General features: G+C 67.3%; 19 protein-coding genes and 4 pseudogenes. 13 read left to right on the plus strand and 10 right to left on the minus strand.

The genetic code is table 11. The features are described from left to right. Positions 1-374: 374 nt before the first annotated feature. A complete protein-coding gene (locus KI385_RS00130) occupies positions 375-839 on the plus strand; it encodes a hypothetical protein (protein ID WP_342593415.1) in 465 nt (154 codons plus the stop codon). Between the two features lie 449 nt (positions 840-1,288). Here the strand turns inward: KI385_RS00130 and KI385_RS00135 are convergent, their stop codons facing one another. After that, the gene (locus tag KI385_RS00135) at positions 1,289-2,275 is read right to left on the minus strand and encodes an LLM class flavin-dependent oxidoreductase (protein WP_238570200.1); all 987 of its coding nucleotides are present in this window, start codon (positions 2,273-2,275) and stop codon (positions 1,289-1,291) included. Positions 2,276-5,318: 3,043 nt separating this feature from the next. Here KI385_RS00135 and argG point away from each other — a divergent pair. Beyond that, the gene (argG, locus tag KI385_RS00145; protein WP_238570201.1) at positions 5,319-6,773 is read left to right on the plus strand and encodes an argininosuccinate synthase; all 1,455 of its coding nucleotides are present in this window, start codon (positions 5,319-5,321) and stop codon (positions 6,771-6,773) included. 843 nt (positions 6,774-7,616) lie between these two features. Continuing rightward, positions 7,617-8,551, plus strand: a pseudogene (locus KI385_RS00150) (DUF6192 family protein); the annotation flags it as partial. Between the two features lie 100 nt (positions 8,552-8,651). Here KI385_RS00150 and KI385_RS00155 read toward each other — a convergent pair. Further along, positions 8,652-9,122: a hemerythrin domain-containing protein gene (locus KI385_RS00155; RefSeq protein WP_281066757.1), complete on the minus strand. Its 471-nt coding sequence runs from the start codon at positions 9,120-9,122 to the stop codon at positions 8,652-8,654. A 578-nt stretch (positions 9,123-9,700) separates the two neighbouring features. Then, positions 9,701-9,976 (minus strand): hypothetical protein, encoded by a 276-nt coding sequence (locus KI385_RS00160; protein ID WP_238570204.1) that lies wholly within the window; start codon positions 9,974-9,976, stop codon positions 9,701-9,703. On the opposite strand from KI385_RS00160, the gene KI385_RS00165 reads away from it, so the two are divergent. Further along, entirely contained in the window at positions 9,977-10,150 is a 174-nt protein-coding gene (locus tag KI385_RS00165) for a hypothetical protein (protein WP_238570205.1), read from the plus strand. 454 nt (positions 10,151-10,604) lie between these two features. Here KI385_RS00165 and KI385_RS00170 read toward each other — a convergent pair whose 3' ends face one another. Then, on the minus strand, positions 10,605-11,420 hold the full coding sequence (locus tag KI385_RS00170; protein WP_238570206.1) for a hypothetical protein: 816 nt from the start codon (positions 11,418-11,420) through the stop codon (positions 10,605-10,607). A gap of 753 nt (positions 11,421-12,173) precedes the next feature. Here KI385_RS00170 and KI385_RS00180 point away from each other — a divergent pair. Then, positions 12,174-12,830, plus strand: coding sequence for a maleylpyruvate isomerase N-terminal domain-containing protein (locus tag KI385_RS00180; RefSeq protein WP_238570207.1), 657 nt, complete (start codon positions 12,174-12,176; stop codon positions 12,828-12,830). A 923-nt stretch (positions 12,831-13,753) separates the two neighbouring features. Next, positions 13,754-14,893 (plus strand): RICIN domain-containing protein, encoded by a 1,140-nt coding sequence (locus KI385_RS00185; protein WP_238570208.1) that lies wholly within the window; start codon positions 13,754-13,756, stop codon positions 14,891-14,893. A 133-nt stretch (positions 14,894-15,026) separates the two neighbouring features. On the opposite strand, the gene KI385_RS00190 is transcribed toward KI385_RS00185, so the two are convergent. Together KI385_RS00190 and KI385_RS00195 are read right to left on the minus strand one after the other, a co-directional pair. Then, entirely contained in the window at positions 15,027-17,915 is a 2,889-nt protein-coding gene (locus tag KI385_RS00190) for an ATP-binding protein (RefSeq protein WP_238570209.1), read from the minus strand. 511 nt (positions 17,916-18,426) lie between these two features. Then, positions 18,427-18,829: pseudogene (locus tag KI385_RS00195) on the minus strand (transposase family protein); the annotation flags it as partial. On the opposite strand from KI385_RS00195, the pseudogene KI385_RS00200 reads away from it, so the two are divergent. Beyond that, positions 18,819-18,986: pseudogene (locus KI385_RS00200) on the plus strand (transposase); the annotation flags it as partial. The pseudogenes KI385_RS00195 and KI385_RS00200 overlap by 11 nt on opposite strands. Before the next feature lie 8 nt (positions 18,987-18,994). Here KI385_RS00200 and KI385_RS00205 read toward each other — a convergent pair. Then, entirely contained in the window at positions 18,995-19,552 is a 558-nt protein-coding gene (locus KI385_RS00205; protein WP_238570211.1) for a hypothetical protein, read from the minus strand. A 116-nt stretch (positions 19,553-19,668) separates the two neighbouring features. On the opposite strand from KI385_RS00205, the pseudogene KI385_RS00210 reads away from it, so the two are divergent. The 4 genes and pseudogenes from KI385_RS00210 to KI385_RS00225 all read left to right on the plus strand — a co-directional run. Continuing rightward, positions 19,669-19,854: pseudogene (locus KI385_RS00210) on the plus strand (transposase); the annotation flags it as partial. A gap of 32 nt (positions 19,855-19,886) precedes the next feature. Continuing rightward, positions 19,887-20,438 (plus strand): YciI family protein, encoded by a 552-nt coding sequence (locus KI385_RS00215; RefSeq protein WP_238577501.1) that lies wholly within the window; start codon positions 19,887-19,889, stop codon positions 20,436-20,438. 159 nt (positions 20,439-20,597) lie between these two features. Then, a complete protein-coding gene (locus KI385_RS00220; RefSeq protein WP_238577502.1) occupies positions 20,598-21,359 on the plus strand; it encodes a MerR family transcriptional regulator in 762 nt (253 codons plus the stop codon). Positions 21,360-21,487: 128 nt separating this feature from the next. Beyond that, positions 21,488-21,850, plus strand: coding sequence for a hypothetical protein (locus KI385_RS00225; RefSeq protein WP_238570212.1), 363 nt, complete (start codon positions 21,488-21,490; stop codon positions 21,848-21,850). 213 nt (positions 21,851-22,063) lie between these two features. Here the strand turns inward: KI385_RS00225 and KI385_RS00230 are convergent, their stop codons facing one another. Next, positions 22,064-22,777, minus strand: a complete 714-nt coding sequence (locus KI385_RS00230; RefSeq protein ID WP_238570213.1) for a hypothetical protein — start codon at positions 22,775-22,777, stop codon at positions 22,064-22,066. Positions 22,778-23,632: 855 nt separating this feature from the next. Here KI385_RS00230 and KI385_RS43775 point away from each other — a divergent pair. After that, positions 23,633-23,767, plus strand: a complete 135-nt coding sequence (locus tag KI385_RS43775) for a hypothetical protein (RefSeq protein WP_281066758.1) — start codon at positions 23,633-23,635, stop codon at positions 23,765-23,767. A 183-nt stretch (positions 23,768-23,950) separates the two neighbouring features. Here KI385_RS43775 and KI385_RS00235 read toward each other — a convergent pair whose 3' ends face one another. Then, positions 23,951-24,607, minus strand: coding sequence for a class I SAM-dependent methyltransferase (locus KI385_RS00235; protein ID WP_238570214.1), 657 nt, complete (start codon positions 24,605-24,607; stop codon positions 23,951-23,953). Between the two features lie 449 nt (positions 24,608-25,056). Continuing rightward, a complete protein-coding gene (locus KI385_RS00240; RefSeq protein ID WP_238570215.1) occupies positions 25,057-25,371 on the minus strand; it encodes a hypothetical protein in 315 nt (104 codons plus the stop codon). Between the two features lie 219 nt (positions 25,372-25,590). Here KI385_RS00240 and KI385_RS00245 point away from each other — a divergent pair, with 219 nt between their 5' ends. After that, positions 25,591-26,817, plus strand: coding sequence for a glycosyltransferase (locus KI385_RS00245; protein WP_281066759.1), 1,227 nt, complete (start codon positions 25,591-25,593; stop codon positions 26,815-26,817). Positions 26,818-26,862: the final 45 nt, after the last annotated feature.

The raw sequence follows: 26,862 nt of genomic DNA on the forward strand, positions 1-26,862 counted from the left end.
CGATACCGCGGCCTCCGAGGTGAGATGACCAGCCTCGTCCTCGGCATCCCGGCACTCTGCTGCGCTAGGCCGGCGCGCTGACGCCGATGCCCTGGCACACGCCACGTCCACACCCGATGCCCTTGGCCGCTCCCGCGCCCACTCGGTGATGACAGAAGAGCACACGACGTGACCGGTTTTGAGCTGTGCCGGTCGCCGCCTCCCCGGCTCGGGCATTCTCGGGCTTGGCATATGCCGCACAGCTCGCCAAGGAGACGTCATGCAGTGGCAGACCGAGGAGTTCGGGTCGTCCCACGAACGGATGGCGGGGGGCAGTCCTCGCCGACGGCAGCGAGCCCGAACCGGTGTACCTGGACATTGGGAGCAGCAGCCACATGCACCAAACCAGTCAGTGGTGGGCCTACGACGGCAGGCGGGGCAGGCAGCGGGCGGACCACATGCGCAGCTCGTGCTCATGCGGCTGGCGCGGCGCGCGCCACTACCCGATCGACTGGGACCAAGCGAACGGCGCACGCGCCTACGACCTCGACACCCCGGGGCCGTACGAAGACTGGAAAGCGCACATCGGCGAGGTCGAGTCACGGTCGGTTCCGCTGCCCGCCCAACTGGCGGACCTGCTGGAGCGGCTGGACGAGCAGCTGAGCGCTCTGGCCGACCAGGCACCGCTGGCTGCGCTGAAGGCCGTGGCGGCGCTGGAGCGCACGAGCGGCCGCGTCGGCCGTGAGGCCGCCCACGCCGCCGAGGCCGATGAAGCATCGTGGGAAACGATCGGGCAGGCACTCGGCCTGCCCGCGAAGGACGCCCGCGCACGCCTGATCCGCTACAGCCTCAGGCACTGACGTCCCCAGGGCGGGAGCCGGCCACCTCCGGTGGACGTGGCCCGTCTCGCAGTGACCGCAGCTGCTCCCTCGCTGCGCCGCCAGCCGGACCAGGCCGACACCTCTGGCGCCTTGTCGGGCATGCCCCGCCCGACTCTGACCGGCGGGCGAGGCGGGAAGGGTGTCGCAGCCAGGGTGCACCGGTGCGCCGTGGAGGGCGCCACCAGCGCCGAGGGCTGTGAGCCGCTCCAGAAAGGACTGTTGGCCAGGGACCGTTGACCGGTTTCATGGTGAGCCGTTGCGGAGCGAGCCGCGTTCGAACCGCTCCGCAGCAGCAGCTGTAGGCGGTCAGTCGTTCCGCCTGAAGCCACCTCGACCGGCACCGTCCGATGCGGGTCGAGGCGCTGAGGCCGCGGCCGGTGGGGAGCGCCTGCGACGTGCGGGCGTCCGGCGTCCCTTCCAGCGTGTTCCTACGGTGCTGTCGTCGCCTCGGAGTACTTCTTGATGAGTTCGTAGGAGCGAATGCGGTCGCGGAGGTCGTAGACGGGCGTGGTCAGCATCAGTTCGTCCGCTCCGGTCTCACCCGCCAGTTGCGCAAGCCGGCGTACGACGGTCTCGGGCGTCCCGACGGCTTGCTGCGCACGGAAGCCGGCCAGCGCCTGTCGCTCCGTTGCTGTGAAGGGGTGGGTGGCCGCGTCCGCGGGCGTGGGGAAGGCGATCTCACTGAGGCCTTTGAGGAGCCCGGCTTTGACGACGTCCATCGGTCCCACTCGCCACGCGGCTTCCTCTTCCGTCTCGGCACACACCGCCTCCACGCACACCAGCACCCGAGGCCGCTCGCACCAACGCGACGGGGTGAACGCCGCCCGGTAACGTTCCAGCGCCGCTTGGGTGTTGTCCGGCCGGATGTGGTGTGCGAGGGCGATCGGCAGGCCGAGTCTTGCGGCCAGGGCGGCACCTGCGGTGCTGGAGGCCAGCAGCCATGGCTGCGGCAGCGGGCCGAGTGCGACTTCGTCGACCAGAAAGGACAAGATCGCGGCCACGTCGCCGTGGTACTCCGCATCCGTCGTCGGTCCGGCTCCGCGGCGCAGTGCCCGTGCGGTGGCCTCATCGAAGGTGCCAGGGCCGCGGCCGATACCCAGGTCGATGCGGTCCGGGTGCAAGGCAGCCAGCGTTCCGAACTGCTCCGCCAGCATGATGGGCGCGTGGTTGGGTGCCAGTACACCGCCCGAACCGAGACGGATGACCGAGGTCGAGGCGGCAGAATGCGCGCTCAACACGAGGGGTGGGAACGCGCCGATCGCGGGCGAATGGTGATGCTCGGCGTACCAGATCCGGTGGTAGCCCAGCCGTTCCAGTCCCTGAGCAAAGGCGGCGGTATCGCGTAGGGTCTCCACGGCCCGGGCGCCCGATTGGACCATCGCGACTTCCAACGCTGAAAGAGGTACATCGATCATGCCGCCAGCATAAGATCACGTGTTCGACCAAGGTGCGGTGATCTCCCTGATCGCGCCAAGGTCTCGTGGCTCGGCCGGCGCCGGCACACCACAAAGACACGTGCGGTGTGGTGTGCACGTGCGGTGTGGTGTGCACGTGCGGTGTGGTGTGTGTGCCGGTCACGTTCGGGCCGGCGGGCCATCTGCTGCCCAGCAGCGCAGAGTTCACTGAGCGTGCCCGACAAGGATCATCATGCCTCGGGCGGAGACCGTCCGCAGATCCAGCCGGTGCCCTGCCCGGCATCAGGTCCGCATCGCCGCGAACGGCGAGATTCACCTCACCGGCGGTCAGCTCTTCCGCGGCTACTGGAACCCACACGCGGGCGAAGCCGAGTGGTGCCGGCGAGCGTGGACGGCTGGTTCCCCGCCGGCGGCATAGGGAGTTGGACGACGAGGGCTACCTGACGGCCACGGCCGCCCGCAAGAAGGAAACCTGATCCTGATCACGACGGGCGGCAAGAACGTGGCCCCGCCCATAGAGAACTGGCTTCGCTCCCCCACTGGCCCCCCATGCATGGTGCTGGGCGAGCACCGCCCGTACGACACGGCCCTCATCTCCTCGCCCCGGAGGACACCACCCCTGGCGCCACACCAATGGCAAACACGACCTCCCGCCCGAACTCCCCTGGACGACGCCCCAAATTGGGGGCAGCGCGACAGCGGGCGGTCGACAAGGCGAACAAGAGGCCTCCCGCCCCCCCCCGAGTCAATCCACCGATTCGCCGTACTGCCACGGGACTTCGCAAAGGAGATCGAGGGATGTATGAGGTTGGGGAGCGGCGCCGACCCGGTCGAAGTACACCGAAGTGCTGCACGACGCCCTCTCGAATCGCCGAATCTTCATGACTAAAACGTCGAGGGAAGCACAGACAGCGCGCACGATGACGCGATGACGAACAAAGGCGGAGGCGGGCACGGAGGCGGAGGCGGGGCGGGGACGGGGACGGAGGCGGAGGCGGGGCGGAGGCGGGGCGGAGGCGGGGGAACGGTCGAAAGTACACAACCACACTGATGGGGCCGTAGTCGGTTCCGTTGTGCAGGCCAGATCAATCATCCCGGTGAACTCTTCGATCCAGGCGCGGGGCGGTGTCGATCGACGAGGCGGTCCGTGACCCGAGGGCAGTGTTGGACATGTGCCCGGCAGCGGATTCACCAGACACAGTGGATAGTCGAACGGATGGAGAGTTCCTCGACAGACGGCGACCCGGATATCTGCGGATCGAGGCCGCCGCCGGCAGGGGAAATCCGCGGTAGCGGCTCACCTGATGCGTGAACGCGGCCGGTTCGGTCATTCGTCCGCTCCGCCAAGGCAGAAATAGTTCGGGCCGGATGCAGAACCCGGCCGGACCGTTGATCCAACACTACGGACTGTCGGATACGGCTCCCACCCACATGCTGCCGGAACAGACCATCCTCCCGAAAGGTTCGAAGCCATCCCGACCGTGCGACCCAACAGGCCCGCAAGAAACACGGCCATGTACCGCTGGTCGTGTACTGCTGCTCGTGTGCCGCTGCTCGTGTACTGCTGCTCGTGAACAGACGGAGCGGACAAAGCCGAGCGCCCACCGGGAGTCCTGCCCCGGGGTCTGCCCTGCGGTCTGCCCGGCTGCTGCGGACGACGTGCTCGTGATCGGCATCTACCGGACGGGACACCCGCCGGGCCCAGCGCCCCTCCCCCGCCCCGCCGTGCTACGGACGACGCCGACAGCGAGCACAACCAGAGTGACCTGATCACGTACCTGCGTGCGCGTGCGCAGGTCCAACAGGACGTACTGGAAGCCCAGCCAGCCGAAGCGGACGTGCGGCCGAGCAGTTCGTCTCCCGTGTGGCACACACAGCGGCGGAGAGTGGACATACCTGCGCTACGTCTGGACGAGACCGCCTGAGCCTGCGCCGCACCAGTGCCCTGGCGACCTCCTGACGGCAGTGCTTCTCCTACGCCACCCATCTCAAGGACTGGAGCCGCGACGAACACGGGCAGACTGGTCTACTGCCACTGCCACCCGCGCTGCCACTGCCACCGCCACTGCCGGCGACACTCGCGGCAACCGGTGAACCGCCCTGCGCAACGGCGCCGGAAGCTCTGGCCGCCGGCCCGTGGACCGGACGCGACGGCGGTGCCAGTACCCGTTGCAGCCCTTTCCGGCCCCACGCCCCACACTCCCCGGCGGTTCGAGACCACCACGCCGCCCTCCGCGAAGTCCTCACCAGCGTCCCCCTGACCTGGCGACCGGGCGGTGCAGCGAGCAGCAGTCATGGGCGAAGGCACTGGAACCGGTGATCGGCTCATCAAGGACACCTCCGTGCGGATCGTCACCAGCGAAATCGCCGTCGAAAGGCGTCCCTCTCGACACTGGAAGAAGATCCGTCCACCAACCCCTGGAACGGATCAACCGCGAGATCAAACGCCGCACCATGTCGTCCAGGCCTTCTCCAACCCGCCGCCCTCGAGCGGCTGACCACCACCGCGCCCCGCGAGATGCACAACGAATGGATCGCTCCCCCGCCGCTACCTCCCCAGGGCAACACGGACGAGCTCTACACCGCCACCCAACCCAACCGGAACTCACCACACAGCCGACAGACCAACCCGGCACCACCACACCACCACACCGCCACACCGCCACACCGCCACAAGGCCACAGGGCCACAGGGCCACAGGGCCACAGGGCCACAGGGCCACAGGGCCACAGGGCCACAGGGCCACAGGGCCACAGGGCCACAGGGCCACAGGGCCACAGGGCCACAGGGCCACAGGGAGCATGCCCCAACCAGGCGACGACGACGGCTTCGCCAAAGGTAAGGCGACGTACTCGAATCCCGCCCTTGAACTTCGCCCCGGCTCTCATCCGAGTGATCACCCGAGTGCTGCGCCCCGCATTGGGGCGGCGCGGAGGGTTCGCCGACGCCGGCCTGCGCACCGACAGTCCGCGCCATGGTGAGCTTTTCGCCCCGACGAGACACCCCCTTTGCATGATCATGCGCGGTTAGGCATACTCTTCCTATGTCTAAGGTCCTCACCTCCCTCCCCGCCGGCGAGCGCGTCGGCATCGCCTTCTCGGGCGGCCTCGACACCTCGGTCGCGGTCGCGTGGATGCGCGACAAGGGCGCCATCCCGTGCACCTACACCGCCGACATCGGCCAGTACGACGAGCCCGACATCGCCTCGGTGCCCGGCCGCGCAAAGACCTACGGCGCCGAGATCGCGCGCCTGGTCGACTGCCGCGCGGCGCTGGTCGAGGAGGGCCTGGCCGCGCTCACCTGCGGGGCGTTCCACATCCGCTCGGGCGGGCGCGCCTACTTCAACACCACGCCACTGGGCCGCGCCGTCACCGGCACCCTCCTGGTCCGGGCGATGCTCGAGGACAACGTACAGATCTGGGGCGACGGCTCGACGTTCAAGGGCAACGACATCGAGCGGTTCTACCGCTACGGCCTCCTCGCCAACCCGCACCTGCGGATCTACAAGCCCTGGCTGGACGCGGACTTCGTCACCGAACTCGGCGGCCGCAAAGAAATGTCGCAGTGGCTCCTCGCCCACAACCTGCCCTACCGCGACAGCACCGAAAAGGCCTACTCCACCGACGCCAACATCTGGGGCGCCACCCACGAGGCCAAAACCCTCGAACACCTCGACACCGGCGTCGAGAGCGTGCAGCCCATCATGGGCGTGCGGTTTTGGGACCCCGAGGTCGAGATCCCCACCGAGGACGTCACGATCGGCTTCGACCAAGGCCGCCCGGTGACCATCAACGGCAAGGAGTTCGCCTCCCCCGTCGACCTGGTGATGGAGGCCAACGCCATCGGCGGCCGCCACGGCATGGGCATGTCCGACCAGATCGAAAACCGCATCATTGAGGCCAAAAGCCGCGGCATCTACGAGGCACCCGGCATGGCCCTCCTGCACACGGCCTACGAACGCCTGGTCAACGCGATCCACAACGAGGACACCCTCGCCCAGTACCACAACGAGGGACGACGCCTGGGCCGCCTGATGTACGAAGGCCGCTGGCTGGACCCACAAGCACTCATGGTCCGCGAATCACTCCAACGCTGGGTCGGCGCCGCCATCACCGGCGAAGTAACCCTGCGACTGCGACGCGGCGAAGACCACTCGATCCTCAACACCACAGGCCCCGCCTTCAGCTACCACCCCGACAAACTCTCCATGGAACGCACCGAAGACTCCGCATTCGGCCCCGTCGACCGCATCGGCCAACTCACCATGCGCAACCTCGACATCGCCGACTCCCGCGCCAAACTCGAACAATACGCCGGACTCGGCCTCATCGGCACCACAAGCCCCACCATCAGCGCCACCCAAACAACCGCCACCGCACTCATCGACACCCTGCCACAGACACCCCAAGGCGACGCCGACGCCATCGCCTCCCGCGGCAAACCCTCCACCACCGACGAAATGCTCGACCACGCCGCAATGGAATCCGGCACCGACTAACCAAACCCACCAAACACAACACCCAACACCCAAAAGACACACCACCAAAAAAGACCGACCCAGCGCCACGGCACCGAGCCGGCCTCAACCACCACCCAACACCTCAACCACCACCAGAAAGCACACCCCCTCCCGACCCACCAACTCCACCAACCCACCCCACCACACGAGCCCAACCCATCCAGCACCACACGGTGGAGCTCGGCCCACACCCGAGCTCCACTCCACTGGGCGAACCACCGATGAACAGTCGACCCCAAAGGCCCCTCACACCGCCCACCACCACCTGAGCGCCTGTTTCTGATCCCAGGTTTTGAGTAGCTTTGGGGCCTAGGCCGACCTGGTGTCCGAGGGTGCCGGGCAAGCCGGAGAGCCTGTGTGCGGGGCTGCGGTGAACGGCTGAGGCCGGAAGCACGGCCCGGTGCCGTGTACTGCTCTGCGGCATATCGTTCCAGGCCGTGGCGCCGGAACCGCCGGTTGCGCAAGCGGATGGCCGCGGAGTTAAGTGGTGCCGGCCGGGCCCAGTGCCCTGAATACGAGGCCACTGGGGTGACCGGGGTGGATCGGCGTTCGAACGCCGCCTACTGCTCACGGCGGTGCGTCGCGAGGGCCTGGAAGGCCCGGAAGGCCCGGAAGGCCCGGAAGGAAACGTTCGGCGAACGGTCACAGTGACCGCATCGCGAACGCATCCGAATCCCAACCTCGGTCAGATTCCGGTCACTTACGGTCGTTCGTAGTGATCAGCACATTTGCGGTCTGACTCTCGGTCACAGAAGCGGGCCGGGTCTCGAGACGACCGCGGGCCCGTGCCCCGGTCCCACGGTGGGTGGTGAATGCCATGCCATGCCCGAAGAGATCGAGATCGCCGACAAGGTCGGCAGCGTCAGCCAGAGCCGGTATGCCCAGATCGTGGCTGAACTGCGGAAACCGGTCGAGACGGCCAGCCGCATCCAATTCACGATCGGCGACTACGCACTCAAGGTCGAGCCGATGCGCGAGTCCGGCGGCCAGGAGCGAAACGACGAGCTGTTCACGGTCAAGGACCCGCTGTTCCGCCTGGCCGAGGACATCGAGGTGTCGTACCCGGTGGTGAAGAACGCGAGGTGGACCGCGTCGAGGTGGCCGAAGGACCGCCGGGTGTCGAGGGTGTCCTTCACCGTCCACAAGATCCTCGCAGGGATCGGCGAGGAGGAGGAACGCTTCACCGCCCGCTGGGCTGCCGCCGGCGTCGTCGGCCAAATCCGTGACCAGCTCCGCAAGCGCATCCGCCACGAGATGAGCCAGGCGCCCGGAGCGGTCGCCACGGTGATCGACTCGCAGTCGCTCAAGGCCGCGGAGACCGTCGGCAAGGACTCGCGGGGCTATGACAGAGCGAAGAAGACCAACGGCCGCAAACGGCACCTGATCGTGGACACCAAGGGCCCGCCGCTGTTCATCATGGTCACCCCGGCCGACATGACCGACCGCGACGCGGCCAAGGAAGTCCTCTTCCGCCTGGGGCTGATGCACCCCGAAATCACCATCACCCGGGCCGACTCCAGCTATGCCGGACAGCTCGTGACCCGAACAAAGACCTCGGGCTCACCCTCAAGACCGTCAGCCGACCAAAGAACACCCCCGGCTTCGTCATCCTGCCCCGACGCCGGGTCGTCGAGCGGTCGCTCGCCTGGATCATGCACGCCCGCCGCCACACACACGACTACGAACGGCTCATCCAACACTCCGAGTCGCTGATCACCTGGGCTGCCATCACGCTCATGACCAGGCCAATCACCCGCCGAAGCTCCCGCAGAAGCGGACAACCGGCATCTCGCGAAGCGCAACGAGACTGATCAATCTGGCGGTGGCGGTCACCACCACCCACTGTCCGGTTGAGGATCACATCGGGCCCAACACCTCTCCGGGTGCCGCTGCCAGCTCGAGGGTTTCGAGCACAGTGAGCAGTTGCCGCTCCTCGTAGCGGAAGTGATTCTCCATGATCGCAGCGATGCCTTCGAGATGGTAGCCAAACTCCTCAAACAGTGCGGCCCGGTCAACAGCGTCACGCAGGCTGCCGAGCAGGTGGGCGATCATCGAGTGATCCTGCTCGAGCGAGCGCAGCACCGGGCGCAGCTGCGGGTGCGCAGCTGCGATGGCCGGGAACAGGGTGCGGTCTTCGCCCTGGTGGTGGCCGTCGAGAGCCGTGCAGAAGCCATGGCAATACAGCAGCAGTTCACGGGTGGCCGCCTCACCAGGGGTGCCGTCGGCAAGGGAAGCGCGGGTCACAGCCAGCGCTTCTCGTAGTCGACTGTGCACCCGACGGAGTTCTTGGCTCCAGGCGACGAGCCTGGTCGTCTCGCGCTCAGTCACGCGAGAGCGAAGGGTGCGACGAGTGCATCGTCGGCCTCCTTCGATCCGGCGCCTCCATGCCTGACACGGTCTGCCACCAGCACGCGACGCTTCCCACACACTACCGCGCCTGTTGCCCCGTCAACACCGCTGTCGTCCCGCACGCCGAGCGTGGCCCGCTCTGATAAGCGCCATAGTGAGCTGCGAAGCCGCACCATTCCTGCAGCTCTGGCAGCCATCACCTCCCCGAACTTCTCCACCCGCCCGGTTCAAAAACAGGCACTGAGCCTGTTCTCCGCACGACCGTGAACACTTTCCCCTTCGCCCTGGGTGACGCCCTCCCGCCCTACACGAACGAGGTCACCAAAGCCCGCGTAGCGACCCACCACCCCTAACCGTTCAAGGACCACCTCGACCCCTACACCAACGACGCCGCCCCTGACCAGATCATCGAACACCACTGCGACGATCCCATCAGACACCGCACCAACACACGACCACCTCACCAGCAACTGGACGACCACTTCAGTGACGGCACAACCCTTCATCCGACCAAACCCAGCCCGAACGAGACCAACGACCTCAGCACCCAACAACACTCACCACACATCCGCATGAACCAGATCAGCCAACAGCCTCTCCACCTCCGACACGAGCCAGCCATACACGCACCAAGCACCCGGCCCGGCGAAGACACCCGCACCAACCAACTCCACCATGACCTCGCACCAAGCCAAAGCACCACCGAACACCCCCCAGCCACCCCCGAACACCCCCACCCGGCAAATACCCGGCGCCGATTCAGGCACGACAAAGCCTTGGACAGCTGTTCCTGCCAGCTCCAGGGCCTCGGCGTACCGGTCGAGGAACAGCATTTGGAGCTGACGCTCGCCGCGGTCGAGGCGGGTGACGCGGAACTCGCGCGTGCGACGATGGCGCACGGAAGGCTCCTGCTGGACACGATCGGCAAGGAGCCGGCGAAGGCGCTCAGCCGGCTGTCCACGCGGGCGAAATGGGCGGTGGCCGGGCTTCGCCCGCCCGACACCTGACCCCCGCGAACCGCCACGGCGCAGGGCGGGCGCGGCCGTATCCGGGGCCGCCGAGCAGACCGCCGCGGCCCGCCTGCTTGGCCTGGGTATCGACACGAATGCGGGCGTTGAACGCATCAGCGGCGTCCTCGATGACGGCCACGGCCAAGGTGAGACCGATCAGGAGGGCGCTGGTGACCGGGTATGCGCGGAACACAACGACGACGATGGCCAGTATGACAGCGGCGACGACGAGACGGCCGATAGCGGCCCGGCGTGCACAGCGGCGGGCGACGCGGGCCCGCAGACTCCTAACAGGCGCCGTGTACAGGTGAATCGGCGTCGTCGTGCTGGTGCTGCCATGCGCCCCCGGGTGAAGTACTGGCCTCTTCCGTCTGTCGTATTCGGGCAAGGCCCTCCACCGCGTGTTCGCCTCCTGCGGCCAGGAAGTCTTCTTTTCAGGGGCAGGCGTTGATCACTGGGGATGGGTTCTGGATTGCGGGTTTGTGTTGCGCCACCCTTGCCGAAGGAGGCGGTCCACAGCTTGATCGAGCTTGGTTCGGCCCTCCCCGGGATGCCACCAAAATGACCAGTTGACGTCAATCGTCATCTCGATGAACTCGTCGTACTCGAGCCCGTCGGAGTAAACCGTGCCGAAGGACTTGTTCACCCGCAGCAGGAACGGATACCAGACGCTGGTCTCCGGCACGGTCACCCATGTGCGGCCGTTTGCACGTTCAAGAGGGACCAGAACGCGACGCGCCTTGTTGTCGTGGTCATCGATGCGCAGTTCATCGTTCTCAATGTGCCGGTCGGGTTCGGGCAACCGGGCCCAGGTGTGACATATACGCATCTCCTCCCATGCCAGGCGCTTGCCTTCGGGTGCCTCACATGGGTCGTCAAGTATGCGGTCGACAGCGGTGAGTACCGACCGCTCGTCCAGCGTTGCTACCTCTATGACCTGCGGGTCCACGTAAATCGAGCAGGCGTCAGACGGCGACTGCGGCGTCTTCAGGAACCAGTTCCATCGCGGCGGATTGCCGTCGGTCGGCCAGCTGTACTCGTCCACCCAGTTTCTGGTCATGCCGAGCGTCATAGGCTCGATGAGCCCCTCGCACAGCTCGGCCAGCGCTCGGACAGCACGGTGAGCGGTCATCCGCTCCAGCTCGATCGGATCCCGGTCGGTCACGGAATCCCATTGGAATCCGCACTCCAGCACGATCGTCTGGCTGTCATTGAAGATGTAGTGCTCGGTCGGCTCTGACGGCTCCGACAGCCTCGTGTCTCGCATAGACGCCGATTATGCGACGGAGAGCAGCCTCGACGGCCGGGGCTGCCCCAACGGGCTGCTTACCGTCCAACTGAAGCCAGCTACGGGGGCGGCGTGTGGAAAGCACCCGACCGGCATAGCCGATTCACGATGGACGTGGTCGCACCGGAAAGCTGGACGATGACGGGAAGTGCCGGCACCCAACGAATCCCGTGGACCGCCTCCTTCTCTGCCGACCCCCCACTTCCTCGTCCACGCACTCGTCGAGGAACTCTCCACAGCCAGCCCGAGCCCTCTGCGCCACGCAGTCACGCAGTCACGCAGTCACGCAGTCACGCAGTCACGCAGCTGCAAGTACCCGAAAGCGCAGGTGAGCCACGGCCTGTAGACCCCCATCGGAAATCAGGGGCCACTCTCATGCCCAAGATCGACAAATCCGCTCCAGAGGCACTCCGTGCTTATGAGCGGATGGCCGACACCATCGGCGTGGCCCCCCGGTAGTCAATCTTGTCGAACTTCGGTGGCCGTCCGCCGCGGGAGCCGCGCTTCTTGCGGTTGGCCGCCTGGTCGGCCCTGTCCGGGATGGTGCCAGTGGATGCCGCGTCTGCCCAGGTAGACGCGGTTCTTGGCGGACGCGTACGGTCTGTCGGCGCGGACCGGCAAGGCCGGGTCCGGGGTCACCCAGGGCCTCCGCCCGACCCGCCCCTCCAGGTACACGACCCGACCATCCAAATACGCTTGTCCGCCATTCCGGCACCGCACTACCTTGCCGGTGTGGATCTCTTCTCACACTCCTGGGCGGCGTTGCGCACGGCGGTCGCCGAACTCCCGGACAAGGACTTCGAGCAGCCGTCCGGCTGCACCGGCTGGCTTGTGCGGGACCTCGTGTGCCACCTGATCATCGACGCGCAGGACGTCCTGATCACCCTCGTCACCCCCGCCGAAACGGAACCGACCGTCAACGCGGTGACCTACTGGAACATCGAGGACCAACCGCCGACCGGCGAGGACCCGCTCGATGCGCTGATCGTCCGACTGGCCGCCGCGTACGAGGATCCGCGCCTGCTCAAGTTCCACTTCGACGACGTCGGCTCCGCCGCCGGACGCGCCGCCGAACTCGCCGACCCCGGCGCCCGGGTGAGCACCCGCGACGAGGTCCTCACCGTTGGCGACTACCTCACCGCGTACGTCCTGGAATGGACGCTGCACCACCTCGACCTGATCGCGCACCTCCCAGACGCCACGGAACCGCCCACGGAGGGCCTGGCCCGAACCCGCGCGACGCTGGAAAAGATCACCGACGCCGCGTTCCCCGCCTCGTTCACCGACAAAGACGCACTTCTGGTCGGCACCGGACGCCGGGCACCGACCGACGCGGAGAAGGCCGAACTCGGCGAACTGGCCGCGAAACTGCCGCTCGTCCTCGGCTGATACATCCACTGCAGACAGACCGGGTGGATGAGACAGGGCGCCCTGCTGCCAGCAGCTCACCGCCAACGTGAACTACGCGAACCAGCCCACTACCGAGCCGCACACCTCGCCTTTGCCGCCACGCACCAGCCAACGCGCATGAGCGACGTATGACCAGTGCCGAAGCCACTGCAGCGCGGCACAGGCCCACCACGCTGCCTCGCCCCTCGGCGAAACGCTCCTCCACGCCACCAACCTCCACCCCACCATCCACGACCACCACTCCCCCGACCGCCGCAAAGCCCTCAACGGTGTCGCGAACAAAGCGCCCCGCCACAAATTTCACCGAGCTGCCGACACCCCGACCAGCCATCGAACGCGAGGATGAGCCCTCCCAACAGACGGCGCTGCACAGCCATCAGGGTGATGCGGCTCAAAGGCCGCGGAAGAGTCACCACAGACATGGAATGGCTCCGACAGGAAACGGGCGATCCGCGTCTACCCACCGTGAGCGACGACAACCAATCGCCAGGCCCGCAGTACACAGCCGTGACAAGTGAACTACTCCCTGCCTACCCCCAAAACGAGCCACTCGACCCCACCCGCTCCCAAGGGCATTACCACCCTCACCGGCACCACCACCGAACTGCCCACCGCCACTGGATCCCACCGCACGACGCACAACATGACGGTCCAGTGCGACCGGGCCGAGGTGCGCCTGTCGTCTGCCGCGCCCGTCACCCCCTCCGCCGCCCGTCCGGCAAGTCCTCCCTCAGTTGATGGATGTAACGCCGCGCGGACGCCCGTACGTTGACACCGCCGCAGCGGGCCACAGCCAGGGATGGGGTGCTTCCTCCCCTGTCCGGGAGGGCGTTGCCACGGCATGAGGGCCGGTCACCAAGCCCGCCCACAAGCAAGAACTGCCGAAGGAGAACCGAATAACCATGATCACCGAGCCGACCCCCCACAGGCCAGTGCGGCGGACGATGGCCGCATTCGCCGCGGTCGCCTTCGCCACCCTCGCCACGTCAGTCTCGCCGCTCACGGCCGGAACGGCTCACGCGGACACCCCCGCCATGACGGGCCTGTCGCTGTCGCCGCGCCTGCCCCAGAGCGACGGTCTTGCGCCATCATTGGATCTGGCGAAGGACTCGCCGGACTACCGGACCGAAATGGTCATCAACAAGTCGCCGATAGCGAATTGGAGCATCCTTCCCAACGGGGACGGGAGTTTCCTGATTCGCAACGACAAGACGCAGAAGTGCGTCGACTTCAACTCCGACAACGGCCACCTCGTCGAGCCGGAGTACTGCGACCAGAGCAACAGCAAGCAGAACTGGTATCTGCAGCCCTCGAGCGGTGGTGGCGGCTACTACCTGATCCGGAACGTCAACACCAATAAGTGCATGGATGTGTTCGGGGGAAGCAGTAACGACGGCACAACAGTGGGTATCCACGACTGCAACGGCGACAACAACCAGCAGTGGACCATCGGCCCGACGCCCAGCCCGGAGTACACGGGTCCCACCCTCTCGGACCTGGCCACCGCGTACGCCCTGAAGCAGTGCAGCAACAGTTCCAGCATCATCAAGTCGTGTGACTACAAGGTCACCGGCGACAGCGTGGCATCCGTGGGGAACCTGCAGCGGGTCAGCTCCAATGTGTGGAACAACAGCACCGACCCCGGGGATCGGACCATCACCTGGACTCAGACCACGTCCCAGACCAATGCGGTGGGCGGCTCCATCACCGTCACCAGCGAGGTCGGGATCAACGTCGAAATCGTCACGGCCAAGGTCAGTACGGCGATCACCGCACGCTACGATCACTCCTGGACCCAGACCGACGCCGTGAGCGACGCGAACAAGATATCCGTGAAGCCGAACAACTACAGCTGGGCCATGCGAGGCCAGCTCATGAAGACGGTGACGGGTAAGTGGACGTTCACCAATGATCTCGGTGACACCTGGTCCGGTGACGGCACCGCCACCATCCCCGCCAAGGACGGCACCGACAATCTCAGCAGTAACCTGGTGCTGTGCACGAGCGACAGCCTCGCTCCGGAGTGCGTCAACAACCGGTGACCGGTGCGGATCACTCCCCCTCGTGATCTGAGAGCACTTCACCTCGTGATCTGACGGCACGCCGTCGGACGGTTCCCCGGCCTCCGCGAACGGAGCCGGGGAACAACGCGTCGAGCGTCGGGCGCCGAGGGGGTCAGCCCTGCGAAGGTGACCGCCCGGACTTCTGCCGGCGGGTCACCTCCGCGGCGATTTCGACCCGTGAGGTCATCGCCAGCTTTCTGAGGATGCTGGACACATGCGTGCTGACGGTGCTTCGGGCGATGGACAGCCGAGCCGCGATCTCGGGATTGGAACACCCTTCGGCCACGTGCTCCGCAACCAGTCGTTCGGTGTGGGTGAGTGCTTCCCAGCCGTCGCGAAAGCCGGTTCGGGTCCTGTGTGAGCCCCGGCGGACGGCGACCGCTCGCAGCCGGGACGTCGCCTGGGCCACGTCCCAGACCGCGCCCAGCTGCGTGAACGTGTCCAGCGCCTGATCGAGCAGCACGCGGGCGTCATCCAGTCGCCCTTTACGGGCCAGCATTTCCGCCGCATCGGTAAGGGCGTGTGCCGCATTGAGTGGCCGCGGAGCGTTGCGGTAGCAGCGGACCGCTTCCATGAGCAGATCAGGGTCCTCGCTCAGCAGACCTTGACAGCGGTAGGCGTCACCGAGGTGGTAGAGGCCGCCGCTGTGGTCGGCGCGCCGTTGCGCGGCGGCGGCGTATCGCCGTGCGTTCGTGTGGTCCCCCTGGGCCAGGGCGAGGCGGACCAGATCAGGTGTCAGAAAGCTGAGGATCAGCTGGCCCGGCAGATGGCCGACGCCGCTGTCGAACGCCTCGGCGAGCCGGGAGTAGGCGCGCTGGGCATCGCCCTGCGCTTCGTCCAGAAGGACGCCTGCGCACAACGGCAGATACTCGTAGAAGGCGGCGACCGTCGCGTTGTCGAGCTCGGGCTGCAGAGCGGTCAGATGTGCTTCGGCGAGGGGGCGCCGGCCTCTGTGCACGGCGATCAATGCCGCCACCGCCCGCAGCGCCCGGCTCATCTCGTCCTGGCCTCCGCAGTCGAGACCTGATTCGATCTCCGCCAGCGCATCGTCCCAGCGCCCCGTGTGAAACGCGAGGAGCGCGCAGGACAGGTGGTACCAGGGCAGGAACACCCCTCCGGTGTGCTCCGCCGGGATGCGTACGGCGGCGAGGGTCCGCTGGGCGTCGTGCCCGAGATCGAGATCGACGTAGTAGTTGACCAGGGCGAGTTGCAGCCCCATCCACTCCGCCGGGTGCATCGTGTCGGGCGTGAGGCGGGACGCCTGCCGCGCCAGTTCGACCGCTTCGGCGTCAGGCGTTTCGAGGAAACGCTTGGCTGCCAGTATGTGCAGGGTGCTGGCCAGGGCGTAACTGTCACCGGCCTCGTCGGCGGCGCGCCGGGCACGTGAGGCGACCGCGCCGGCTTCGGTGACGTCGCCCAGCGCGAAGAGACATACCGCACTGAACGCCTGGAACCGGACCGCCTCGATCGCCGGTACGCCCGGGCTCCGGCATCCGGCCCGCGCCTCCGCCAGCGCCAGGTCAGGCCGGCCGCGGGCGAACGCCGCCTGGATGACGATCCAGCGCATCAGGCATTCCCACCCGGGGTCAGGTGCCTTTGCCAGGGCGCAGCGGGCACTTTCCTCCGCCTCGGCGAGGAGACCGCAGGAGAGCTGCGCAAGGGCATGGTGCAGACGGAGATTGATATACCCGGCATCCGTGGGGTCCCCGAGCGCCAGCGCCGTGGTGAGCAGCCGCAGAGCCATGACCGGTGCCCGCGTGGTGAGCCGTGCCGCGGATCCTTCCAGCCACGTGATCAGGAAGTCCGTGCTCGGCACCCCGTTGAGCAGGTGCTCGGCAACGCGTTCGGGAGCTGCCCCGGCCTCGGCAAGGCACTGCGCCGCTCTCATGTGCAGCATGGTCCGGACCGACTCCGGCACGGCGTCGTACAGGGCGTGCCGGATGAGCTCATGGCGGAAGCGCAGGCGTTGGCCGGTGTCCCTCAGCACCCCGGATGCCTCGGCCTCCGCCATGACGGTCAGCAGGTCGCGTACCGGAAGGTCCACCACTGCTGCGAGTTCGGCGGTGGTGCAACTGGCGCCCAGTACGGAGGCGACGCGCAGCACCTGCAGCACGTCATCACGCAGGTAGCGCAGCCGGTGCGTCACCAGCGCGGTCAGCGGCGGCAGCGAGCAGCCGGCGGCGATGTCCGCCATGTCCTCGCCGGTCTCGATGGCGTGCTCGCGCCTCAGCGCGGCGATCAACTCCGTGATGTACAGCGGGTTGCCGGCGGCTCCCTCTGCCATGCGCCGCAGTCGCGGACCGGCCGGCTGGCCGCACAGGTCAGCCAGCAGGGCCGCCACGGCCTCCGTATCGAGTGGTGCCAGCTCCAGCAGGGTGCGATTGCCGGCGATCGGGCTCCGTGACAGGTGGCAGACTTCCCCAACTCCGGGCACGGGCCGGTGGGCACCCACCACCAGAAGCGGCAATTGATGCACCGAACGCACCAGTTTGTGCAGCACGGCCACGCTTGCCGCATCTGCCCACTGAAGGTCATCGAGGAACAGTGCCAGCGGCCCCTGTGCGCACAAGTCCTCGACCAGCCCGACCATCGCCTCGATCGTCGCCCCCGCCGCCTCACTCTTGGCGCCCGGCAGACCGTAGCGGGCATCGCCACGCAGCACCTCGGCGACCCGAGCCCGCCGGGCATCCGAGGGAGACTCCTCCAGCCTCAAGGAGCTTGAAATGAAGGCGAACGGACATGCCTGTTCCAGCTCCTGGGCACTCCCATGCAGCACCCGTATACCCATACGCTCCGCTGCCGCCGCGGCCCGCTCAAGCACCGCGGTCTTCCCGAGACCGGCCTCACCCACGACGAACACGGCCTGCCCCTCGCCCGCAAGTGTGGACTCCGCCAGCCTGGACAGCTCCGCCAACTCAGCCGCACGACCCACAAGACAACCTTCGAATGAAGCCATCACTTCGCCCCCACGCCATGTAATGCCAGGTGTTTCATAACACATGTCTTGGATATGCGTAACGAATGACCATCACCCGGACAAGATCCACTCGTCGATCGAGGCAGCCATGGAACCCGGGGGCATGCGGTCCAGGACATGACCGTGGTCATGCCGACCGGCCGCCTGGCCGCGGGGACCAGACGAGTACGGAACAGCGGCGGACCCGCCGGCGGAGGGCAGCGGCCGTTGGCTGCAAGGCGGATCTTCGTCGTCAACCCGCCGCGGGACCGGCGAGAGCCTCCTCCACCCCGGCCACCGCCCCGCGAGATGTCAGAGAAGAACTGGCCCATGAGGGGCCCGTGTTGCCTCTGCCGAGGCCGCGCAGGCACGGCTCCCCACCCAGCCGCCGGCTGCGGCCCGGAGACCGGTCTCGCTGACATGCCGGCTGCCGCTGGCCATGACCGCCACCGTGGTCGCGATGATGCTTTGGAGCCTGCCGCGGGACGACCCGAAGCCGAAAAGCACCGGCAGGCTCGACGGCGACCGCGTCACGATGACGACCGAGACACCGGGCCCGGTAGCTCGGTCGGAGCAGGGCCAGGCCGGCCGTGGTTGGTCATGAAAGCGTCCAGGTGCTTGGACACGTCACTCTTGTCGCCGATGGCGGTCTGACCGGGAGGGGTGGCCAGTAGGTCAGGGTCAGTGGTGAGTATGTCGGCCAGGACGTCGCGTTCGTCCGCCTTGGGGTGGGCCAGGGCCCAGGCCATGGGCAGGCCACCGGGTGTGCCCATCAGATGCAGTCGCACGCCCCGGAAGAATCGGGAGTGGGACGGACAGTAGGCGTAGGCGACCCGGCCGGCCAGGTCCGTGCGTTTGACGGTGGGCCTGGACCGAGCGCACTCCACCGGTGTGGAGTCCACGACCCACACGTCGTCGTGCCACAGGTCGGTGTCCTGGGCGAGGGTCCGGATGAAGCGGAACCGGCGCGTTGGTATCGAAGCCCGCATCAGTCACCTCAAGCGTGGGTTCGGGCTCCGCCGAACACGGCTGCGACGGCTCAGCGGAGCACAAACCTGGGTCGGACTCGGCGTCTTCGCCTACAACCTGCAACGGAGGACCGTGATCCGCCCCTGATGATTTCCTCAGGTGGTGATCTCCAGGTGCATCACCTGGAGCTCGCGTGTCGCGGCCGGAAGATCGTCCTCGGGAGCGGTTGTGGCGTCCTCCCAGTGGCAATACACCTGGCCCGATCGAGTCCAAGCCAGAAGATCGACAATCTGCGTGAACGTCGACGGAGCGAACGGCGGCATCAGATCCTCGTCGTCGCCCTCAAGGTATCTCGTGGTACGCAGTTTCCGCCCTGTCAGCAGGCGCAGCCAGGCCGCCGACGCGTAGGCCGACTGGGACACAATGTGTCGCTCCGGGTCCTGGTCTTCGGAGTAGCACAGACCCACTTCGGTCAGCTGCTCATGGACCGCATCGACGTCGGTCGGCTCGCCAGCAGCAGCTTTGTGGATCCCCCGCACCGCATCCGCGGTCGAGAGCACGGGCTCATCGCTCAACTCCTCGTCCTCCTGCTCAACGCGGTCGAGCAGGGGAGCGATCAGGCCGTAAAGGCAGGCCACCCGCTCATGCAGGTCCAGCCTTCCGGCGAACTCATCGATAGTTCCCAGCAATTCGGAGTACGTCGTATCCGTCATACAAGCCTGGATAGCACGAGGCACGGACATCCCCCTCCAGCGCCTCCCCGCCAGTCAGGCTGCCGTACTTGCAGGGCAGAGCGGCGCAGGATCGTGGCCTGCTCAGCTTCCTCGGCGGAGCCGGCCTGGGAACCTACCGATGGGTGGTCGAGCGAACCTTCGCCTGGCTCCATGGCTCCATGGCTCCAAGCGCCTCAGCATCCGCTGGGAACGACGAGCCGACATCCACGAAGCCTTTCTCAAGGCCGGCCTGCTGCCTCATCACCCACCGCCAACTCAACGCATTGTGCGGGACGTTGTAAGGGGGATGCGCATGGTGATGAAGAATGTGGTCATGGAGTTCTTCTGCTATCACCGCGATCGGCCCGGCTCCCTGGCGCTGCGTAACGAGCTGCTGGAAGCGCACTGGTCCTACATGGACGGGTACGCGAGGGAGATGATCGCCCGCGGCCCGACCCTCACCAGCGACGGCGACGCGCCCACCGGCAGTGTGCACATCGTCGACCTGCCAGATCCTGCCGCCGCCCGCGCGTTCGCCTTCGGCGAGCCCGGCTACCAAGCAGGCGTGTACCGCGACGTGCTGCTGCGCCGGTGGCGCAACACGTTGGGGCGCACCATGTGGGATTTCCCGGGTGGCCGGACCGGCGGCAACCGGTACCTGGTGCTCGGCCTTGGCGCCGGGCAGGCCGGCGACCTCGCCGTGCCGTCCGAGCAGGACGAGTTGATCGCGTACGGGCCGCTGCTGTCTGACGACGGCGACACCTGGCTGGGTACGGCGGCGCTGGTGCGGGCGCCGGACCCGTACACGGCACGCGCCGTCCTGACCCCGGACCGGTACGCCGATATCGAAGTTCACAACTGGCAGTTCGGCGGACGGCCGTCATGAACCGAGGCGTCGCCAGCCTTCCACCTCATTGTGCCAGCCGTTATTGCCGGGCGTTGTGAGAGTGGTGCGTGCCGGGGCCCTCTTGCGCTTTCCGCTGCGTCAACTCCTACGGTCTCGTGTGTGGCCGGAGAGACCGGCCCGGCGATGAAAGGCACGGCTATGGCCTGGTCCATCGCGGACGTGGCCCGGATGTCCGGGGTGACGTCCCGGACGCTGCGGCACTACGACGAGATCGGGCTGCTTGATCCTGCGTACATCGGGAGCAACGGCCACCGCTACTACGAGGAGGCAGAGCTGCTGCGGCTGCAGCAGATCCTGCTGATGCGGGAACTCGGTCTGGGACTGCGCGAGATCGCGGCGGTCCTGGAGCGCCAGGTCGACCAGGTGGCCGCGCTGCGGGAGCACCGCCGGAGGCTGCTGGTGGAGCGGGAGCGGCTGGACGTGCTGGCCGCCACAGTCGGCCGCACCATCGCCGAACTTGAGGAAGACAAGGACACCCACGACATGACGAAGATCAGCAGGCCGGAGAACCTGTTCGAGGGCTTCGACGCCGCCCGCCACGAGGCGGCCGCCCTCGAGCAGTGGCCTGACGAGGCGGAGCAGTCGAGGCAGTTCGCCGGCACACTCACGGATGAGGACCAGGCGCGGCTGCAGCGGGAGGCGACCGCGGCGATGGTCCGCATGGCCGAGTTCGTAGCATCCGGCACGCCGGTGACCGACACCGCGGTGCAGGCCGAGGTCGATGCCCACTACCGGGGCATCTGCCGGATGTGGACCCCGAACGCGGCCGCGTTCAAAGCCCTTGGTGACACCTATGTCGACGATGTGCAGTGGCGCGCGGCCTACGACCAGGTCGCTGTTGGGCTCGCCGCCTACCAGCGAGACGCGATGGCCGTCTACGCGGACGCCCGCCTGAGCTGACCGGCCACCGGCTGCTGGAGGGCTGCAGACCTCTGGCCCCGGGCATCTTCCACCCGATCTGATCCACCGCCTGGCGATGCCCTGTCCGCGCGAAGCGGCGTCGCCGCACACTCATTGGAGCATCCGCCGTGATCCCCGCCCACTGGGCCCGCCACCACCGCTGTGAGGACGGCGAACTCCTCGGCTATCTGCGCCCGGTCGACGACAACCCGTTTCTGTTCACCCCGGTCACCGTCTTCGGCCACCCGCTCGGCGCACCCACCAACGAGCATCACGCCCGCCAGTGCCTGGACCGCATGGGGCTGAGCTACCTGGCCCAGGACTGGCTGCTCTCCCTGCCCGGCCGCCCGGAGCCCGTCGCCGTCCAGATCGTCGAAGCCACCCCGCAACAGCTCCGGGTGAAAAACGTCGACTACGGCTACGCAGACGCGGACATCGGCCACATCTTCGTCCTCGACGTCCCCGCCTCCGGGCAACTCCACCCGCGCTGACCCCCAGTCCTGCAGCCCCGTCGCATCGGCGACGCTGGACGGCCGAGCACGGCGGCACCACATGCCGGCGTCATCCCCTCCCGGAGATCTCCTGCCCGTCCTGCCGTCCTGCCTGCTCGAACCCCGCTTGAGCGTCACTTCCCCACCGTCGCTGTCACGTTTCCCATAGCGGCGGTGGCGGCGAACAGTGGCTCGGGCAGCTCTGGAGCCGGTCTAGCCGTGCAGCCAGATCCGCAGCGGACCGACCGGCTCGAAGCCGTGGCGGACGGCGGCCGCCAGGTCATCGCTGCCGTGCTCGTAGCCGACCACCGGCAGGGTGGGGAACAGCCCGTGCACCGCGTCCAGTACGACCGGCCAAGCCGCGTTGGGGCCGCCCTCCAGCGCGAAGACATTGGAGATTCCGACCACCTGGTCGCTGCAGCTCGCCACCGCTCCGGCGATCACCCGGCCGCCAAGGGACAGTCCGGAGAGCACGAACGTGGCCGGGTCATCGAGCAGTTCGGGCCGGAAGAGGTCCGCGTTGCCGTTCCCGTCGTCCCAAGCGTGCGCCCAGGCGCGCAACGTGTCCGGGTCGCCCGCCACGTTCCAGGCAAGATCCGACGCGGTGGCGGGCGCACTCGCCGGGCGGTGGATCCACTGCGCCTCGAACAGCACCTGGAAGCCGGCCTCCCCCAGGTCGAGGTCGGCGAAGCTGTCCTTGACGGTGGCGCCGGGCGTCGTGGTGTCGATCCGGGTCGCCAGCGCGGCCGGGTCGGCGCCCGGCACCAGCGTCACCGCGTCGGGGTAGTACAGCGGCGTGCGAGCCGGAGCGGTCCAGTCCTGTGCCCCGAACTCTCCTGCCAAGCCGTGCGATCGGCTCATCGCCGCACACCACTCGGCGTTGTTGCGGGCGGCCGCTCGGACCAGATGCCGCTTCGGTGTCGTCACGAGTGCGGATCATGGCCCATCCGGGCTCGACCGTCCAACGGTTTTCCGCTGCCCGCAGGACGAGCGCCCCACCCGAAGGCCCGTCGGCCGGCTCCTGGGGGAATTACGTGACCGCAGCCGCGGGTGTCGGCGATCACGTTTTCCCGATCTCGACGAGTGGTCTGAGCGTCATGTCATTTCCCATGCTGAATTCTCCCAATTAGTCATGGGTACGGCGGAGTTCGGGATCGATCGAGGGACCTGGACATCGCGGAGCTGCGGGGTTTCTTCGGTCTGTGGTTCGGAAAGCCGATGGGCAGCCCGGACGGCACGGAGGACGTTCGTCGTGGTCGCCATTACCGAGATCTACATCCACTGGTACGCGGGCCGCTCGATGAGTGAGCCGCACACGTCGCTGGGGGTGGACCGCAAGACCATCACCGGGCCAAACCGATCAAGATCTGGTTCCCCGAACTCACCAATTCCCGGCTCAGACAGATCAGACAGATCACTTGGTCAGAGGTCGACCAACACCGCGATTACATCGAGAGCCTGCTGGGGACGTTGACGGTCTCCACGATCCACCAGCGGCTGCGGGACGAGCACAAGCTGGATGTGTCGATCTCCTCCTTCCGCCGCTGGTGCACGCCACATTGCCCGAGGAAACGAGAAGATCGCAGGCCACCGTGCTGCGCGATGAAGTCGAGCCCGGTGAGGAGGCCCAGATCGACTACGGTTTCCTGGGCCGGCGGACCAACCCGGGCACCGGCAAGCGCCACCGGATCTGGGCGTTCGTTTTAATGGTGCTGCCGTGCTCGCGGCACATGTTCGTCCGCCCTGTGCTGCACCTGCACCAGCACGCGTGGACCGAGGCCCATGTCGCAGCCTTCCGCTACTTCGGCGGAGTCCCGCGCCGGCTGGTGCCGGACAAATCTGAGGACTGGGATCGACAAGCCCGACCTCTACGACCCGGAAATCAACAAGGCGTATGCCGAACTCGCCACCCACTAGGGCGTGTTGGTCGACCCGGCTCGCGCGTTGAAGCCCAAGGACAAGCCGCGGGTCGAGCGGCCACTGCCCTATATCCACGACTCGTTCTGGCGCGGACGGGAGTTGACCTCGATCGAGCACATCGTTCTGTTCGGCAGGCAAGCAGGCAGGCAGGCAGGCAGGCAGGGCGATCTTGGGGTCTACTCAATGACGATGCCATACGAGTGTGTAGCGCCAGAACAGTCGACGGCGGAGCCGGGCGCCGGGCAGGGCGTGGTGGGCCTCACTGACGATGTCGGAAAAGCTCATGTCCGCTGGTCGGGTCAGGGCGGTCATCGAGACCGGCCGGGGTGCCCTGCGGCCCTTGTTCTTGAGCCAGCCCGTGGCGGCATTCAGCGGGCTGGCAGCGGCGCCGAGCAGATAGTCCCCGGCAGTCTGCGCCCGGGAAAGGCCTACGACCACCAAGGTTCCTCCGGGTGCCAGATGCCGGCGGAAGACGGTAAGAGCTTCGGCGAAGGGCAGGTGATGGATGGTGGCGACGCAGGTGATGGCGTCGTAGGAACCGGCAGGGATCCCGGTCAGCGCGTCTGCGACCGTGAAGGTCACTGGGATCGCCGGAGGAGTCAGCCTCTGCGCCCGGGAGATGATCACCGGGTCGCAGTCGATTCCCTGGACCTCGTTGGCGCGTGTGGCCAAGAGCCGGACCAGGTCGCCGCTGCCGGAGCCGATGTCCAGGGCAGTGTCGAAGCGTTTGGGAAGTTGCCGCAGGATCCACCGGTGGTAGTGGGCGTTGTGGTCCCAGGGGTGGGCGGCATTGAACTGGTCGAGAGCTCGGAGGATTCGGTGCGGCAGTGGCGTCATGCCGTCAGTCCACCAAGTCCCTGGCTCCTGTGACACCTCGATCGAGGACATGTGGCCGAGTTGGCACCCCCAGTGCGATCACCCGCAGGGCCAGGTTCGCTGAGGCAGAAGACGCAACGACCAGGTTCGGTGAGCAAACGCCTCGATTGGATGAGAGCGGTCAGCGGCTCCAGCAACCCCCAGTCACCTAATGACCCCAGTCACCTAATGAGACGCAACAGGAGTGCGGCGACAGCGCATATCTCGTCGGGGTCACCAGCGCTGCTCGCGGCGCCTTGTTGCCAACCGTGGTCTCTCTACAGCAAGAATCCGGAAGAGATGACGGCCCAACCCGGCTATCCCGCAATGGAATTGCAGGCCCGCCAGTTCGCCTGGAGTCAAGGTGAGAACTTGGAGTCCTTGCGGAAAGTCGCATGTAGGAGATGACGATCCGCCTCGCGCGCCGAGGCTCACCGCTCCAGGTAGGCGGTCAGGAGGAGTTCGGACTCCGGCGAGAGCGCGACGACACGGATCTGGTCGCCGTCGCGGTAGGTCAGACTTCCCGGCACGTCGCCAACGGCCGGGTGGTAGTCCCTGCGGGACAGCGAGGCAAGGACCGTGCTGCGCAGGCCCTCCCTAAGCGCCAGCGACATCGCGAGTGGATGGCGAGGGCGACGTCGGGAGCTGCGGGCACGGCAAATGGCGGCGCTCTTGACGACGTTCGAGCCGGCCTTGCTGAAGAAGGGGGAGAACTTCTCGTTCCGCGGCTGCATCCGTAGGCCCATGGGAGATCCTCCTGGGCCGACGGGACCGCCGTACGCGGCGCGCCGCCGCTTCGCGAGGAGGTCGTCCGTCCAGAGCGGACAGTAAAAGGCAAAGGCAAGGAGGGTACCCACTCCTTGCCACTCTCAACTTATAGCGCACCGGGGGGCTTGTGGCAAGGCCCGGGTCGTGCTGCAGAATCGCTCGCCTGGGCCAGAAGTTGAGGAGTTGAGAGTCGCGGAATGCGTGTGTTGTTGTCGACGTATGGGTCACGCGGGGACGTCGAACCGATGGTGGGACTCGCGGTGCGGTTGCGGGCACTCGGCGCGGAGGTGCGGGTGTGCGCGCCGCCGGACTTCGCGGAGCTGCTGGCCGGTGTCGGCGTGCCGCTGGTGCCGGTCGGCCGGCCTGTGCGCCCGATGGTGACCGGGGCGACGCCGCCACCGGCGGCGGACCTGCCCCGGCGCGCGGCCGACTGGGTCGCCGCGCAGTTCGACAAGATCGTCGAAGCGGCCGAGGGATGTGATGCGGTGGTGGCGGGCGGCATGATGCCGGTCGCCGAGCGGTCGGTGACCGAGAAACTGGGCATCCACTACGTGTACGCGAGCTACCAGCCGATCACCCTGCCGTCACCGCACCGCCCGCCGCTGCCGCGGCTGGGCCGACCGTTCCCACCAGAGGTGACCGACAACCGGGCGCTGTGGGACCTGGACGCCCAGGACATCAAGGAGCTGTTCGGCCCGGCGCTCAACACCCACCGGGCGTCGATGGACCTGCCACTGGTGGACAACGTCCGCGACCACATCTACACCGACCACCCGTGGCTGGCGACGGACCCGACTCTGAGCCCGTGGCAACCGACGGACCTCGACGTCGTGCAGACCGGCGCGTGGATCGTGCCGGACGAACGTCCGCTCCCGGCCGAGCTGGAGGCGTTCCTGGACGCCGGCACACCACCGGTGTACGTGGGCTTCGGCAGCATGCCCCTGCGCGCCGCGAAGGACACCGCCCGGGTGGCCATCGAGGCGATCCGCGCGCAAGGCCGCCGTGCACTCGTCTCCCACGGCTGGGCCGACCTGGCCCTGATCGACGACAAGGACGACTGCTTCGTCGTCGGCGAGGTCAACCACCAGGCACTGTTCCGCCGGGCGGCCGCCGTCGTGCACCACGGCGGCGCGGGCACCACGACGACGGCTACACGAGCCGGCGCGCCACAGGTGGTGGTACCCCAGTCGGTGGACCAGCCGTACTGGGCCGGCCGGGTGGCCAACCTGGGCATCGGCACGGCACACGACGGTCCGACGCCGACCACCGAGTCCCTGTCCGCCGCGCTCAGGGCGGCCCAGACCCCTGAGACCCGCGCACGAGCGACCGCCGTGGCCGCCACGATTCGCACCGACGGAGCGACGGTGGCCGCGAAGCTGCTGCTCGACGCGATCAGCCGAGAAAGGCCGCCCATGTCCGCGTGAACCACGCGGGATCGTCGAGCCAGGACCCAGAACACGAGAACCTGC

It is taken from the genome of Streptomyces inhibens (assembly GCF_022221585.1).
Classification (GTDB): Bacteria; Actinomycetota; Actinomycetes; order Streptomycetales; family Streptomycetaceae; genus Streptomyces; species Streptomyces inhibens.

Coding starts and splice junctions, on each gene's coding strand:
- KI385_RS00245 (WP_281066759.1), top strand. CDS start 25,591: ATGCGTGTGTTGTTGTCGACGTATGGGTCACGCGGGGACGTCGAACCG.
- KI385_RS00220 (WP_238577502.1), top strand. CDS start 20,598: ATGGCCTGGTCCATCGCGGACGTGGCCCGGATGTCCGGGGTGACGTCC.
- KI385_RS00235 (WP_238570214.1), bottom strand. CDS start 24,607: ATGACGCCACTGCCGCACCGAATCCTCCGAGCTCTCGACCAGTTCAAT.
- KI385_RS00160 (WP_238570204.1), bottom strand. CDS start 9,976: ATGCTGTTCCTCGACCGGTACGCCGAGGCCCTGGAGCTGGCAGGAACA.
- KI385_RS00215 (WP_238577501.1), top strand. CDS start 19,887: ATGGAGTTCTTCTGCTATCACCGCGATCGGCCCGGCTCCCTGGCGCTG.
- KI385_RS00185 (WP_238570208.1), top strand. CDS start 13,754: ATGATCACCGAGCCGACCCCCCACAGGCCAGTGCGGCGGACGATGGCC.
- argG (WP_238570201.1), top strand. CDS start 5,319: ATGTCTAAGGTCCTCACCTCCCTCCCCGCCGGCGAGCGCGTCGGCATC.
- KI385_RS00190 (WP_238570209.1), bottom strand. CDS start 17,915: ATGTGTTATGAAACACCTGGCATTACATGGCGTGGGGGCGAAGTGATG.
- KI385_RS00205 (WP_238570211.1), bottom strand. CDS start 19,552: ATGACGGATACGACGTACTCCGAATTGCTGGGAACTATCGATGAGTTC.
- KI385_RS00170 (WP_238570206.1), bottom strand. CDS start 11,420: ATGCGAGACACGAGGCTGTCGGAGCCGTCAGAGCCGACCGAGCACTAC.
- KI385_RS00130 (WP_342593415.1), top strand. CDS start 375: ATGCACCAAACCAGTCAGTGGTGGGCCTACGACGGCAGGCGGGGCAGG.
- KI385_RS00240 (WP_238570215.1), bottom strand. CDS start 25,371: ATGGGCCTACGGATGCAGCCGCGGAACGAGAAGTTCTCCCCCTTCTTC.
- KI385_RS00135 (WP_238570200.1), bottom strand. CDS start 2,275: ATGATCGATGTACCTCTTTCAGCGTTGGAAGTCGCGATGGTCCAATCG.
- KI385_RS43775 (WP_281066758.1), top strand. CDS start 23,633: ATGTCGCAGCCTTCCGCTACTTCGGCGGAGTCCCGCGCCGGCTGGTGC.